Annotated in this window: 12 protein-coding genes and 1 rRNA gene; 11 read left to right on the plus strand and 2 right to left on the minus strand. The window is 71.5% G+C overall.

Translation table 11 applies throughout. The annotated features are described in order from the left end of the window. The 7 genes from OO63_RS40320 to OO63_RS40350 all read left to right on the plus strand — a co-directional run. Nucleotides 1-1,663 (plus strand): hypothetical protein (locus tag OO63_RS40320; protein ID WP_346009358.1); only part of this gene is annotated, 1,663 nt, incomplete at its 5' end. Between the two features lie 335 nt (nt 1,664-1,998). Next, a complete protein-coding gene (locus OO63_RS40325; RefSeq protein ID WP_030363595.1) occupies nt 1,999-2,307 on the plus strand; it encodes a hypothetical protein in 309 nt (102 codons plus the stop codon). 181 nt (nt 2,308-2,488) lie between these two features. Then, nucleotides 2,489-3,442 (plus strand): DUF8175 domain-containg protein, encoded by a 954-nt coding sequence (locus OO63_RS40330; protein ID WP_248782228.1) that lies wholly within the window; start codon nt 2,489-2,491, stop codon nt 3,440-3,442. Continuing rightward, nucleotides 3,376-4,650 carry a hypothetical protein gene (locus OO63_RS40335; RefSeq protein ID WP_033264954.1) on the plus strand — a complete coding sequence of 425 codons (1,275 nt, stop codon included), beginning with the start codon at nt 3,376-3,378 and terminating at the stop codon, nt 4,648-4,650. The genes OO63_RS40330 and OO63_RS40335 overlap by 67 nt, the downstream gene beginning before the upstream one ends. Further along, nucleotides 4,647-6,206, plus strand: coding sequence for an SCO6880 family protein (locus OO63_RS40340; RefSeq protein WP_030363592.1), 1,560 nt, complete (start codon nt 4,647-4,649; stop codon nt 6,204-6,206). Before OO63_RS40335 ends, OO63_RS40340 begins: the two co-directional genes overlap by 4 nt. A 28-nt stretch (nt 6,207-6,234) precedes the next feature. Further along, a complete protein-coding gene (locus OO63_RS40345; protein WP_030363591.1) occupies nt 6,235-7,665 on the plus strand; it encodes an ATP-binding protein in 1,431 nt (476 codons plus the stop codon). Between the two features lies 1 nt (nt 7,666). After that, a complete protein-coding gene (locus tag OO63_RS40350) occupies nt 7,667-9,214 on the plus strand; it encodes a type IV secretory system conjugative DNA transfer family protein (protein WP_051811767.1) in 1,548 nt (515 codons plus the stop codon). A 62-nt stretch (nt 9,215-9,276) separates the two neighbouring features. On the opposite strand, the gene OO63_RS40355 is transcribed toward OO63_RS40350, so the two are convergent. After that, a complete protein-coding gene (locus OO63_RS40355) occupies nt 9,277-9,843 on the minus strand; it encodes a GNAT family N-acetyltransferase (RefSeq protein WP_030363589.1) in 567 nt (188 codons plus the stop codon). Between the two features lie 160 nt (nt 9,844-10,003). Here OO63_RS40355 and OO63_RS40360 point away from each other — a divergent pair, with 160 nt between their 5' ends. From OO63_RS40360 to OO63_RS40375, 4 genes are read left to right on the plus strand one after another with little or no spacing between them, the layout of a single operon-like run. Continuing rightward, complete coding sequence (locus tag OO63_RS40360) at nt 10,004-10,933, plus strand: ATP-binding cassette domain-containing protein (protein WP_030363588.1); 930 nt, start codon at nt 10,004-10,006, stop codon at nt 10,931-10,933. Continuing rightward, nucleotides 10,930-11,736, plus strand: a complete 807-nt coding sequence (locus OO63_RS40365; RefSeq protein ID WP_030363587.1) for an ABC transporter permease — start codon at nt 10,930-10,932, stop codon at nt 11,734-11,736. The genes OO63_RS40360 and OO63_RS40365 overlap by 4 nt, the downstream gene beginning before the upstream one ends. Nucleotides 11,737-11,747: 11 nt before the next feature. Beyond that, nucleotides 11,748-13,046 carry a sensor histidine kinase gene (locus tag OO63_RS40370; protein WP_051811770.1) on the plus strand — a complete coding sequence of 433 codons (1,299 nt, stop codon included), beginning with the start codon at nt 11,748-11,750 and terminating at the stop codon, nt 13,044-13,046. Further along, nucleotides 13,043-13,723, plus strand: coding sequence for a response regulator (locus OO63_RS40375; protein ID WP_030363585.1), 681 nt, complete (start codon nt 13,043-13,045; stop codon nt 13,721-13,723). Before OO63_RS40370 ends, OO63_RS40375 begins: the two co-directional genes overlap by 4 nt. A 50-nt stretch (nt 13,724-13,773) precedes the next feature. On the opposite strand, the gene rrf is transcribed toward OO63_RS40375, so the two are convergent. Then, nucleotides 13,774-13,860: ribosomal RNA gene (gene rrf, locus OO63_RS42725) — 5S ribosomal RNA — on the minus strand; the annotation flags it as partial.

The raw sequence follows: 13,860 nt of genomic DNA on the forward strand, positions 1-13,860 counted from the left end.
CGCCCATCCTGCTCAGCCCGCCCCACCGGCCCCCCCGGCCGCCTACGGCCCACCGCCCGCCTACGGCCCGCCCCAGCAGCCCCCGCCAGGCCCGCCCGCACCACCCGCCTCGCCCTACGGCACCCCCGAACTCCTCGAACCCCCCGTCACGCCCAGGGCGCCCGCGCCCGACCCCGGCCCGCCGGAGCCGCTGCGGCCCGTCGCCGCCGCGCTGCTCAACCTCACCGGCCTCGGCCTCGGCTACGTCCTCATCCGGGCCTGGATACCCGCCGCCCTGTGCTGGGTCGCCACCGCCGCGCTGCTCCTCGTCGCCCTGCCCGCCGACGTCGACGGCGTGCCCGGCGGCGCCCTCCTCGGCTACGTCGTCGTGCTCGCGCTCGCCGCCGCCGACGCCGCCCGCCGCGCCCGCCGCACCCCCATCGGCTGGCGGCTGCGCGCCCCCCTCGCCGCCGGGCTCGGCGTCGTCCTGCTCGCCGTGCCCGCGTCCGGCGCGCTCGCCTACGACTCCGCGCAGGACGAGGCCGTCGAACAGATGCTGCTCGACCGGCTCGACAAGGCCGACCGGCTCGTCAAGGCCCAGGAGGGCCGCCCGTTCACGGCCACCGAGAGCGAGTACCGCGACGCCCTCGGCACCTACCGCGACCTCGTCCGCGACCACGCCGGCTCACGCGCCGCCGACCGCGTCCCGGACCGCCTCGACACGTACTACAAGTCCGTCGCCGCGCCCTACGCCGACCGCCAGTACTGCGAGGCCATCGAGCCCCTGAAGTATCTGCGCACCCTGCCCGACAGCCTCGGCAAGGACCGCCTCGGCCGCCTCGCCGCCTGGCCCGACAACCGCCTCGCCGACTCCTTCTACGCCTGCGGCATGACCTCGCTCGGCAAGACCGGCGGCGGCTCCGACCTGCGGGAGCTGATGAGCACCTTCCCCGGGTCCGACGCCGCCGCCAAGGTCGTCCCCGGCATTCGCGCCGCGATCGACGAGCGCGCCGACGAGCTGACGGGCCCCGACCCCTGCTCGGCCACCACCGAGCTGCGCGCCATCCGCACCACCGCCGAGACCCTGCCCGGCGAGACCGCGTCCTCGCTCCGCGCGAAGGCCGCGGGCACCATCCGGTCCGGCAGCTACGCCTGCGGCGTCGACGACTTCAAGGACGGTCGCTACACCGAGGCCGCCAAGACCCTCTCGGGCTACGCCGACACGTACAGGGACAGCGGCAGGGCCAAGCGCGCCCGCACCATCGCCATCGCCGCCGAGGTCGCCGCCGCCCGCCCGCAGGCGGGCGGCAAGCTGCCCGCACAGCGCGGACCCGGCTCCGGCCAGGAGTTCGTCATCAAGAACGACGGCCCGAGCGCCGTCGAGGTCCTCTTCACCGGCCCCGCCACCGGCAGCGTCAAGCTCGGCCCCTGCCTCGGCTGCACCACGTACAGCAGCAGGACCGAAGGACGCGCCAAGGCCTGCAAGGCGAGCGGCCGCAGCTACCCGCAGAAGACCCTGCGGCTGCCCGCCGGTGAGTACCACTTCCTCTACAAGCGCGGCACCGGCGCCGGAAACCTGGTCCGCGACCACAGCGACGGCGCCAAGGTGCAGGGCGGCTACCGCTACACGGACTGCGCCTACGTCGTCCGCGGCGGCTTCGGTGACTTCTCACCCCGGACCTGAGGGCCGAGCCTGGCACCGGACCTGACGGCCCGTCTGGAGGCCCCGCCCCGGGCCTGCCTGAGTTGACGTCAGTGGCCACGCCGGACATTCATTGCCCGGCGTCACCCCTCGTGATACACAGAGTGACCATACGTTCCTGCGTAGAGCGTTCTGCGTCCGCCGCCGACCGCCGACGCGGGCTGCGTACGACGAAACGTGCGAAGTCGGCCAACAAATGACGTCAAGGCGGCACGCGCCGGACCGATTGTCAGCGAGAATGAGCCTCGTCCTCTGTACTGGGTAGGCAGAGGCGGGCAGAGGCGCGAGAACAACCCACTAGGGGCGGTGAGTTACACATGCTTATGGCAGCCGAGAAGGGCGACATCAACACCATCATCGGTGGGATCGCCCCCGACTGGGGCCCCTTCGGGAGCCTGGGCAATGAGGCGCGCGTGATGATCGAGGTGGTGATGGCCGTGGCCATCCTGCTGTGCCTCGGCATCGCGATCTGGGGCGCCGCCAAACAACGCATCGGCGCGACGGCCCTGCGCGACACCTTCAGCGCGGAACAGGGCAAAGGCCTGATCATCGCCGGTCTCACCGGCGTCTTCATCATCGGCTCGCTGGGCACGCTGTTCACCATCGTGTACGGCATGGCGGTCTGACACCCGTTCCCCGGCTGCCACCGGGTTCTCCCCCGTCCGACGCGCCCACCGGCTGAGGTTGCAACTCCCTGATGTCCAGTCACCACACCGCGCCCGCGCGGGAGCCGGCCCGGCTACCGTCGTACCGGGTGCACCTGGCGGATAGCGCGGTCAAGCAAGAGGTTGAGGGGACGTACGCGGCATGAGCGATGACGATGACCTCTTCGGCGGCACGGGCGAGACCCGGACGCGGCTCCCGGAGGGCGACGGCGCCGACGGGTACGGCTCCCGCAGACCCGCACGCGGCGCCAGCCGTTCCCCCTCCCGCAGCGTCGTCACCGTCATCGGCGTCGTCGTCCTCCTCATCGCCGCCATCGCCTTCGCCAACCGCGACGACTCGTCGTCCGACGGGGGCGGGGACGGGGGGCGCGGGGGCGGGAAGGGGGCGGAGGCGGCTCCTACGGCGCCTACGGGGGAGAAGCCGGTGGACGGGAAGGGTGCGACCGGCATCGCTTCGGGGTACGCCAAGACCCAGCAAGGCGCCGAGAGCGCCGCCGCCAACTACGCCGTGGCGCTCGGCTCCGCCGAGATGTTCGACAAGTCCAAGCGGGACGGCATCCTCAAGGCCATCATGGCCCCGGCCAGCGTGGCCAGGTTCAAGGCGGACCTCGACAAGGCGTACACCGCCGACTTCTTCAAGAACGTGGGCCTGAAGGCGGACGGCAGCACGCCGAGCGGCTTCCAGTTCGTCTCCCGCACCAGCCCGATCGGCACCAAGGTCACCGAGTTCGCCGACGGCAAGGCCACCGTGGCCGCCTGGTGCGGCGGGCTGCTCGGCCTGGCCGGTGAGCAGTCCACCAAGCCGGTCACCAGCAGCTGGTTCACCATCACCATGCAGCTGGAGTGGGTCGACGGCGACTGGAAGATCACCACGCACTCCCAGAAGGAAGGTCCCGCCCCCGTCCCGGGCGACGACCGCGCGTCCAACTCCGACGAGATCGCCAAGGCGGTCGAAGGGTACGGAGGGTTCACGTATGCCCCGGTAGCCGCCGCCGTCCCGTCCTCACCGTCACGGCCGCCTTCGCGGCCGTGCAGACCGCCGTGCTCCTCTTCGCCACGCGCGCCGCGGCCGAGCCCGACGACCCCTGCGCGCTGATCCACGGTCCCGCCAAGAAGTACTGCGAACAAGGCGAAGGCGGCGACAGCGGCACCCCCAAATCCCCCACCGACGACGGCGCCTTCTCCAAGCTCGACCCGCTCTCCTCCCTCGCCCGCGGCTTCGGCGACGCCGCGTCGTGGATCGTCAACAAGCTCACGGAGTACGTGAACGACACCGCCGCGGTGGACTTCACCAACGAGAAGTTCCTCCAGCAGTACGCCGTGGTGTTCGCCGCCTCGACCGTGCTCACGCTGATCGTGTGGCTGCTGGCCGTCGCCAAGCGCGCGATCCGCGGCGTACCGATGCTCACCGCACTGTCCGAGGCCATCGGATTCCTGTGGCTGACGGTCCTCGCCTCCGCGTTCACCCCGCTGATCCTCGCCACCGTCGTGTCCGCGACCGACGGCATCTCCGAGGTGCTCGCGAAGTCCGTGGGCGGCGAGACCGACAAGTTCTTCGGCACGTTCTCGCAGGCCCTGGACAAGGGCACCGACATCGGCGGCGGCCCGATCATGCTGATCGTCGTGTCCGCCGTGTCCATCGCCGCCGCGGGCATCCTCTGCCTGGAGCTGGTGATCCGCGCCGCCATGCTGTACGTCGGCGCGCTCCTCGGCACCGTCGTCTACTCGGGGCTCGTCGACAAGAACACCTGGGGCCGCATCCGCCGCTGGGCGGGCCTGATGATCGCGATCATCCTCGTCAAGCCGATCATCGTGATCGTGCTCGGCATCGCCGGGGCGTTGCAAGGGGAGGACGGGCCCGACTCGCTGTCCGCCGTCGTCTCCGGGCTCTCCGTCATCCTCCTCGCCATCTTCGCCAGCGCCTCCATCTACCGCTTCGTCCCCGGCTTCGGCGACGACATCATGGCCACCCGCAACAACCGCCTCATGCGCGGCGCCGAGAACCGCGCCGCCACCGCCCTCAACTCGCCCGCCGCCTGGGTCGCCCAGGGCATCCGCACCCACAGCGCCCGCTCCAACGGCAAGGCCGGCGGCGGCAAGGCGGGCGGCGGCGACACCCCGCCCCAGCCCGCCACGGCCAACGCCGTCGGCAGCGGCGTGTCCACCCACGGCCACCGCTCGGGCTCCCCGAACGGCGGCGGAACTGTCCCCTCCGCCGCACCCCCGCCCCGTACAAGCCCGTCGAACACCCCGCACGCGGGCAACCGCGGCGGTACGAACAGCACTGGAGGTGAAGGGCGTTGACGACCCAGTCCCATGTGTCCCCACCGGTCACGCCCCGCCGCACCTATCTGATCGGCCGCGCCCGGCCGAACGCCATCATCGGCCGCAACCGCGAGACCGGCGAGATCGCCCTGATCATCGGCGGCGCCTTCCTCGGCATGATGTGCGGCATCCTCATCCCCTTCCTCTTCCCGCGCATCCTGCTGCTCATGGGCTTCCCCCTGATCGCGATCGCGGCCGTGTACCTGCCCTTCAAGGGCCGCACCTTCTACAAGTGGTTCGAGATCAACCGCAGCTTCAAGCGCTCCCTGCGGCACGGCACCGCCTACCGCTCCGGCGTCGCCGAGGCCGGGGTGCGCCTCGACGGCCGCGAGGTCGAGATCGGCCCGCCGCCCGGCATCGGCCGCATCAACTGGCTCGCCGCGCCCTTCGGCCCGGACGAGATCGCCGTGCTCCTGCACGCCGACCGGCGCACCGTCACCGCCGCCATCGAGATCGAGGGCCCCGGCGTCGGCCTGCGCGACAGCGAGGACCAGGAAGCCCTCGTCGACCGCTTCGGCACGCTCCTCAAGCACGTCGCCAACGGCGACGGCTTCGTGACGCGCCTTCAGATGCTCGCCCGTACGCTGCCCGCCGACCCCGACGCGCACGCCAAGGACGTCACCGCCCGCGGCGACGACCGCGCGCTGCCCTGGCTCCAGCACAGCTACGAACAGCTCCAGTCGATGGTGTCCACCAGCAGCGAGCAGCACCGCGCCTACCTCGTCGCCTGCATGCACTACTCCCGCGACCTCGCCGCCGAGGCCCAGGCCATGGCCCGCGCCTCCCGCCCGCACGGCGGCAGGAAGCTCGACAAGGACGCCGGGCTCGCCGTCGTCATGGCCCGCGAGCTCACCGACATCTGCTCCCGCCTCCAGGAAGCCGACATCCGCGTCCGCCAGCCCCTCGGCCAGGGCCGCCTCGCCTCCCTCGTGCACTCCATGTACGACCCCGACCACCCCATCGACCACCTCCAGGCCATGACCAAGCGCAACGCCTGGCCCGCCGAGCTGGACGCGATGGAGCCGACGTACCTCCAGGCGAAGACCCGCGAGTCGACCACCCGCGCCCCCTGGTGCCACGCCACGGCCTGGGTGAAGGAGTGGCCGATGACCCCGGTCGGCGTCAACTTCCTCGCCCCGCTGCTCGTCCACACGCCCGACGTCATCCGCACCGTCGCCGTCACCATGGACCTGGAACCCACCGAGGTCGCCATCGAGCGGATGCTCACGGAGAAGACCAACGACGAGGCCGAGGCCAGCCGCCAGGCCAAGATGAACCGCACCGTCGACCCCCGCGACATCGCCTCCCACTCCCGCCTCGACCAGCGCGGCGAGGACCTGGCGAGCGGCGCCGCCGGCGTCAACCTGGTCGGCTACATCACGGTGTCGTCCCGCTCCCCCGAGGCCCTCGCCCGCGACAAGCGGACGATAAGGGCATCGGCCGGAAAGTCGTATCTGAAGCTGGAGTGGTGCGACCGCGAGCACCACCGGGCATTTGTGAACACGCTGCCGTTCGCGACCGGCATCCGGCGATGAACCTCAACGGTAGGGGTGTGAAGGTGCGATGCGGGACCCGCTGACCGTCCTCACGGACGCGTTCACGTCCTTCCTGTTCGGGAAGGTCGAGACCACCCGCCTGCCGGTGCGCACGTCCACGGGCCAGGCCCAGGCGGTCTACCTGCCGACGGCCGCACCCGGCCTCGGCGACTCCGGCGTGATCATCGGCCGCGAGGTGTACTCCGGCAAGGGCTACATCTACGACCCGTTCCAGCTGTACGGCCAGCAGCTCCCGGCACCGCACTGGCTGGTGCTCGGCGAGTCCGGCAACGGCAAGTCCGCCCTGGAGAAGACGTACGTCCTGCGCCAGCTGCGCTTCAAGGACCGTCAGGTCGTCGTCCTGGACGCCCAGGGCGAGGACGGCGTCGGCGAGTGGAACCTCATCGCGCAGGAGCTGGGCATAACCCCCATCCGGCTCGACCCGACGGCCGCCCTCGACATGGGCATCCGCCTCAACCCCCTGGACCCGGCGATCACGACCACGGGCCAGCTCGCGCTGCTGCGCACCATCATCGAAGTCGCCATGGGCCACGGCCTCGACGAACGCTCCGGCTTCGCCCTGAAGGTCGCGCACGCCTACGTCAACGAGACCATCGTCGACCGCCAGCCCGTCCTCACCGACATCGTCGAGCAGCTCCGCCACCCCGAACCGGAGTCCGCCGAGGCCATGAACGTCGCCATAGACGACGTCCGCGCCTGGGGCCTGGACGTCGCCCTCGTCCTCGACCGCCTCGTGGACGGCGACCTGCGCGGCATGTTCGACGGCCCCACGACCGTCGGCATCGACCTCGACGCCCCCCTCATCGTCTTCGACCTGTCCCACATCGACCGCAACTCCATCGCCATGCCCATCCTCATGGCGATCGTGGGCGTGTGGCTGGAGCACACCTGGATCCGCCCCGACCGGAAGAAGCGCATCTTCCTCGTCGAGGAGGCCTGGCACATCATCAACTCGCCCTTCGTGGCCCAGCTCTTCCAGCGCCTCCTGAAGTTCGGCCGCCGCCTGGGTCTTTCGTTCGTGGCGGTCGTCCACCACTTGTCGGACGTCGTCGACGGCGCGGCCGCGAAGGAGGCGGCCGCCATCCTCAAGATGGCGTCCACCCGCACCATCTACGCCCAGAAGGCCGACGAGGCCCGCGCCACCGGCCGCGTCCTCGGCCTGCCCCGCTGGGCCGTCGAGATCATCCCCACCCTGACCCCCGGCATCGCGGTCTGGGACGTCAACGGCAACGTCCAGGTCGTCAAGCACCTCATCACGGACACGGAACGCCCCCTCGTCTTCACCGACCGCGCCATGACGGAGTCCGCGAGCGACCTGCTCGCCGACGACGCCCTCGCGGCGGCCGAACGGGAGGCGGAGGAAAGGGCCGCGTACATGGAACAGCAGATGGGCGACGGACCCGCCGGGTCCTCCGGATCGCGCTCGACGGTGGCGTGACATGGGGCAGGAACGGTACGGGCAGGGCCCGGGCGGCCACGGCTCCGGGCACGGCCCCGCCGGGCAGGGCACGGGCGGGCGCGGCGGCGTGCCGGACGGCCTGCTCGTGGGCGGCCTCGCCTTCGTGCTCGGCATGGTCGTCCTGGCCTGGTCCTCCACGGGCATCGCCGGCTGGTGGGCCCACGGCTCCTGGCCGGACGGCGTCACCTTCGGCAAGACCCCACCGGCGGTACGCCACCTCGCCCAGGAACCCCACGACGTCTCCGGCGCCTGGCCCGACACCCCCGCCACCCAACTCTCCGGCTACGGCCTCTTCTGGGGCTTCCTCATCGCCCAGATCATGATCCTCATCGTCCTGACGATCTTCGTGATGGGGACGGTGACGCGCTACAGGGCAGTACGGAGGGCCCGGCGGGAGGAGCTGCGGAAGGCGGCCGCTGTACCCCCTGTGGGCAGCTGGTCCGCCCAGAGGGCGATGGGGGCACCCCCTGCTCGAGCGGAGTCGAGAGCTTGGGGGAGGGTGGGCACAGCCCAGGCCGACGGTGCGACATCGACAGCTCCCGCCCCTCCAACCTCGGCGCCTCCCGAGGTCGAGCTCACCAAAACCCCCACAGTCCCCACCCCCCGTACCCCCCTGGTCCTCGGCCCCCCAGAATCCCGCCGCCCCCTGGCAGCAGAGGCCATCGCGAACGCAGAGTCCGCAGCCCTGATCATCACCTCCGACCCCACCCTCTGGGAGGAGACCAAGGACGCCAGAGCCAAGCTCGGCCCCGTCCTGGTCTACGACCCCTCCCACCTCTGCGACACCCCGGCCCGCCTCCACTGGCCCCCCACCACCGGCTGCGAGGACAACCAGACGGCCGCCCACCGGGCAAGATCCCTCCTCGCCCCGATAAGGCCGAGCGCCAAGCTGGACACCGCCGTGGCCGACACCGCGGAAACCCTGCTCCGCAGCTTCCTGCACGCCGCAGCCATCGACGGCCGCAACATCAAGCACGTCCACCGCTGGGCTCAGGGCACCCAGGTCCAGGACGCCGTCCGCGTCCTGCGCACCCACCCCAAGGCCGCCTCGGGCGCGGCGGGCGAACTGGAGTCGGCCCTCACCGCACATCCCGAACGCCGGGACATCGCGCAGGAGTTGACGGCCCGCGCCCTGTCGGCCCTGTTCACCGTCAACGTACGAGAAGCGTGCACGCCGAACCGAACTGACGCCCTCACCCTGGATTCCTTCATCGATGAAGGGGGCACGCTTTTTGTGGTGGGTGAGGCCATCGAGGACCCCAAGACGAACCCCGGCGCGATGCCGCTCCTGACGGCACTCGCCTCCAGCGTGGTCGAGCACGGCCGGCGCATGGCCGAACGGTCATCCTCCGGTCGGCTCGACCCACCAATCACCCTCGTCCTGGACGACGTCGCCGCGGTCGCCCCGCTCCCGGAACTGCCGGAGCTGCTCGCCACCGGACCGGAGCGGGGCATGCCCACCCTGGCCCTGCTCCGCTCCCGCGAACAGGGCCGCGCCCGCTGGCCCCACGACGAACTGACCGGCTGAACCACCACACCGTCCGGAACGAACGCTCCACTCAGCCGTCCCACAGGTGCCGGACCGAGCGTTCAGACGGCCACCCGCTCAAGGACCATCTCCCGCTCCCGCGCCCCCGGATCCCCCGGCACGGCGGCGACCTCCCCGCTGGGCACGAACCCGAACTTCCGGTAGAACGCCTCCGCACGCGGATTGTCCTCGTGCACGAACAACCGCACCCGCTCCACCCCGGCCCCCTCCCCGTCCACAGCCCGGGCCCAGCCGACGGCCGCCGAGAACAACGCCTCAGTCACCCCCGTACCCCGGAACTCGGCCCGGACGAAGACCCCCACGAGGTGCGCCTGTCGCACCGAGGGCCCCGGGCCGAGCACCCCCTGCGTACCCGGCTCCTCGATAAGGACCGTCACCGAACCCGCCCAGGCACCGTCCGGGCCCTCCGCGATGAACTGCCGCACCGAACCCCCCGGCGCGGCCGAGCCCGCGGCACGGTCCTGCCAGAAGTCGTCGGGCCTCTTCACGGCGTTCTCGTACGTCTCCAGGAAGGCGACCGGCGCAGCCGGGTCCCGCAGGGCGAGGAGCCGCAGCTCACGGACCTGTCGCCATTCATCGGCGCGCACGGGGCGTATGAGGTGTTCCATACACCGATCCTGGGCGCACGGCCCGCCGCGCGCAACGCAATTCGTCCGCCGCCCCACGGCCACCCACCGCCCCCGCCGTCGTACCCCGGTACTACGCACCACCCGACGAGGAGACCCCGGTCCGACGCGCCCGCACCCGCCCCGACGCGACCATCGAGCCATGATTCGGGCACACGGACTCACCAAACGCTACGGCGGCAAGAACCCCAAGACCGCCGTCGACGACCTCTCCTTCGAGGTCCGCCCCGGCACCGTCACCGGCTTCCTCGGCCCCAACGGCGCCGGCAAGTCCACGACCATGCGCATGCTCCTCGGCCTGGACGCGCCGACGGCCGGACGCTGCACGATCGGCGGCCGCGCGTACGCCGCGCACACCGCGCCCCTGACGGAGGTCGGCGCGCTCCTGGAGGCCCGTTCGATCCACCCGGGCCGCTCCGCGTACCACCACCTCATGGCGCTCGCGCACACCCACGGCTTCCCGCGCTCCCGCGTCGAGGACGTCCTCGCCACGACCGGCCTCAGCGATGTCGCGGGCCGCCGCGTGAAGGGCTTCTCCCTCGGCATGGGCCAACGCCTCGGCATCGCGGCCGCCCTGCTCGGCGAACCCTCGACCCTCATCCTGGACGAGCCGGTCAACGGCCTCGACCCGGAGGGCGTGCTGTGGATCCGCAACCTCCTCAAGGCCCAGGCGGCCGAGGGCCGCACCGTCCTCGTCTCCTCGCACCTGATGAGCGAGATGGCCGTGACCGCCGACCACCTCATCATCATCGGCCGGGGCAGGCTGCTCGCCGACACCACGGTCGAACGCTTCGTACGGGACTCCGGCTCCGGCTCCGTGAAGGTCGTCTCGCCCGCCGCCGCCCGCCTCACCGAGCTCCTCGCGGGCCCCGCCGTGACCATCACCAGCGATGCCCCCGGCACCCTCGACATCCGCGGCACGGACGCCGAGCACATCGGCACCACCGCCGCCGCCCACTCCATCCCCCTGTTCGAACTCACCCCGCAGAGCGTGTCCCTGGAGCAGGCCTTCATGGACCTCACCCACGACTCCGTCGAGTACGGCACGCCCCTGGAAGGAGCCGCGGCATGACCACGGACACCCTCACCCGGCCCACCCCCGCGCCCACCAGGAGCCCTTACCGCGTCACCACCTCCCGTGTCCTGCGCTCGGAGTGGCACAAGCTGTGGACGCTGCGCTCCACCTGGATCACGCTGATCACCGCGGCCGCCCTGGTCCTCGCCGTCGGCATCACCATGGGCTCCACGTACGACGGCGACGACTCCGAGATCGACACGGTCGTCTTCGTCCTCTTCGGCACCCAGCTCTCCCAGATCTGCCTCGCCGTCCTCGGCATCCTCGTCACCGCGGGCGAGTACGCGAACGGAATGATCCGCGCCTCCCTCACCGCCGTCCCGCGCCGCGGGCCCGTCCTGTGGTCCAAGGCCGCGGTCTTCACGACGGTCGCCTTCACGCTGTCCCTCGTCACGAACGTCGTCACGTTCCTCGTCGCCCAGCTGTGGCTCGCCGGCACCGACAAGGAGCTGTCCCTCACCGACTCCGGTGTCCTCGGCGCCCTCGCGGGCAGCGCCGCCGCCATCACGCTGCTCAGCCTGATCGCCCTCGCCTTGGGCGCGCTCCTGCGCTCGGTGCCCGGCGGCATCGGCGCGTTCGTCGGCGCCGTCCTCGTCCTGCCGGAGGTCATCGGGACGCTGCCCCTCGACGCGGTCGACACCGTCGTCAAGTACTTCCCGGCCCAGGCCTCCTCGTCCCTCGGCTCGATCACCCCCGTCGACGACACGGTGTCCGCGGGCACGGGCCTGCTGACCCTCATCCTGTGGGCGGCGGCACTCCTGATCGCCGCATCGGCCCTGCTCAAGCGCCGGGACGTGTGAGTCCCGAGCGCATGTACGAGATCCAGTACGTGTACGAGGATGGGCCGGTGACCCAAGACGTGGACCAGCACCCGCTCACCCGGCACGTGCAGCGGCTTACGCAGCGGGCGCGCGCCTTCGACGGGCGCCGCCCGCTGGTCTGGGACCTGCTCGTGACGGGGTTCTTCGTCGTGGCGGCGGGCATCGACTACGTGGGGGGCGGCTGGCGCAACATCGCGCCCAACACGGACCTGCCCGGCTGGCTCATCGCCGTCCTCACCCTCGGCATGTCGCTGCCGCTGCTGTGGCGCCGCACCCGGCCGATGCCGGTCCTCGCCTTCATGGTGGGCTTCGGCGTGGTCAACAGCGCGTCCGGCGCGATGCTCCAGATCGCCCTGGTCCAGCTCATCGTCCTGTTCAGCATCGCGCTGCGGCTGCCCCTGAAGACGCTGGGGTGGGCGGGGGTGCTGATGATGGCGCCCCTGGTGGTGGGCACGGTCCGCTATCCGAGGGGCAGTTGGGACCAGCAGATCGTCCCGCAGGTATGGGCGTACACCCTGGTCGCGCTCCTCGGCATCGCGGTGCGCTCCCGGCAGGACTACACCCGCGCCCTGGTCGAGCGCGCCCGCCAGCTGGAGGTGGAGCGCGACCAGCAGGCGCGGCTCGCCGCGGCCGCCGAACGCACCCGCATCGCCCGCGAGATGCACGACATCATCGGCCACAACCTGTCCGTCATCACCGGTCTCGCCGACGGCGGCAAGTACGCGGCCTCCAAGTCCCCCGAGCGCGCCGCGCAGGCCCTCGACGCCATCGGCTCCACGAGCCGCCAGGCCCTCGCGGAGCTGCGCCGCCTCCTGGACGTCCTGCGCGACGAGGCCCCGGAGACCGCCGAGTTGGCCCCGCAGCCCGCCCTCACGGACCTGGACCGTCTCATCGACGGCGTCCGCTCGGCGGGCCTGCCGGTCCGCAGCACGTTCCACGGCCGCGCCGACTCCCTTCCGCAGGGCCAGCAACTCACCGTGTACCGCGTGGTGCAGGAGGCCCTGACGAACACCATGAAGCACGCGGGTGCGGGGGCGACGGCGGCGGTCGACGTCTCGTACGCGGCGGACGGTGTGTCGGTGTCGGTCACGGACAACGGCCAGGGCGGTGCGCCGTCGGACGGCGGCCGCGGCCTGACCGGCATGCGGGAACGAACCGCCTTGTACGCGGGCACGCTTGAGGCCGGTCCGCGCCCGCACCCGGAGCCGGGCTGGCAGGTCCGGCTCCATCTCCCGCGCGCTTCCGCTCCTTCCACCGCTCTCCCGACCTCGAAGGAATCCGCTCAGTGACGACTGTCCTCATAGTCGACGACCAGCCCTTGCAGCGTTTCGGCTTCCGCATGCTCCTGGAGAGCCAGGACGACATGACGGTGGTCGGGGAGGGCGGCCATGGCTCGGACGCGGTCCGCATGACGTCCGGCCTGCGTCCGGACGTGGTCCTGATGGATGTGCGGATGCCGGACATGGACGGCATCGAGGCGACGCGCCGCATCGTCGCGTCCGGGTCGAGCTCTCGGGTCCTCATCCTGACGACGTTCGACCTCGACGAGTACGCGTACGCGGGGCTGCGGGCGGGGGCGTCGGGGTTCCTCATCAAGGACGCGCTGCCGGAGGAGCTGCTTTCGGGGGTCCGCGCGGTGGCGACGGGGGACGCGGTGGTGGCGCCTCGGCTGACGCGGCGCCTCCTGGACACGTTCGCGCACCAGCTGCCGTCGGGTTCGGACGCCGGGGCCGGCTCCGCCGATCCCTCGAATCATCCGCTTCTGTCGTCGTTGACGGAACGCGAGCTGCACATCCTCACGGTGATCGGCCAGGGCTGGACGAATTCGGAGATCGCCGCCCGGCTGCACCTCGCGGAGTCGACGGTGAAGACGCATGTGGGCCGCATCCTCGCGAAGACGGGCTCGCGGGACCGGGTGCAGGCGGTGATTCTGGCGTACGACACGAAGCTGGTGCGGCCGTCCTGAAACGCAGAAAACCCCCGTGCCGAATGGCACGGGGGTTTCCCTTAAATTTAGTTCGGCGGCGTCCTACTCTCCCACAGGGTCCCCCCTGCAGTACCATCGGCGCTGTAAGGCTTAGCTTCCGGGTTCGGAATGTAACC

The sequence above is a fragment of the Streptomyces alboflavus genome, assembly GCF_000716675.1.
GTDB lineage: Bacteria > Actinomycetota > Actinomycetes > Streptomycetales > Streptomycetaceae > Streptomyces > Streptomyces alboflavus.

Excerpts from the sequence above, each read along its gene's own strand:
- OO63_RS40355 (WP_030363589.1), bottom strand. The coding sequence starts at position 9,843 with ATGGAACACCTCATACGCCCCGTGCGCGCCGATGAATGGCGACAGGTC.
- OO63_RS40325 (WP_030363595.1), top strand. The coding sequence starts at position 1,999 with ATGCTTATGGCAGCCGAGAAGGGCGACATCAACACCATCATCGGTGGG.
- OO63_RS40370 (WP_051811770.1), top strand. The coding sequence starts at position 11,748 with ATGTACGAGATCCAGTACGTGTACGAGGATGGGCCGGTGACCCAAGAC.
- OO63_RS40350 (WP_051811767.1), top strand. The coding sequence starts at position 7,667 with ATGGGGCAGGAACGGTACGGGCAGGGCCCGGGCGGCCACGGCTCCGGG.
- OO63_RS40345 (WP_030363591.1), top strand. The coding sequence starts at position 6,235 with ATGCGGGACCCGCTGACCGTCCTCACGGACGCGTTCACGTCCTTCCTG.
- OO63_RS40360 (WP_030363588.1), top strand. The coding sequence starts at position 10,004 with ATGATTCGGGCACACGGACTCACCAAACGCTACGGCGGCAAGAACCCC.
- OO63_RS40365 (WP_030363587.1), top strand. The coding sequence starts at position 10,930 with ATGACCACGGACACCCTCACCCGGCCCACCCCCGCGCCCACCAGGAGC.
- OO63_RS40330 (WP_248782228.1), top strand. The coding sequence starts at position 2,489 with ATGAGCGATGACGATGACCTCTTCGGCGGCACGGGCGAGACCCGGACG.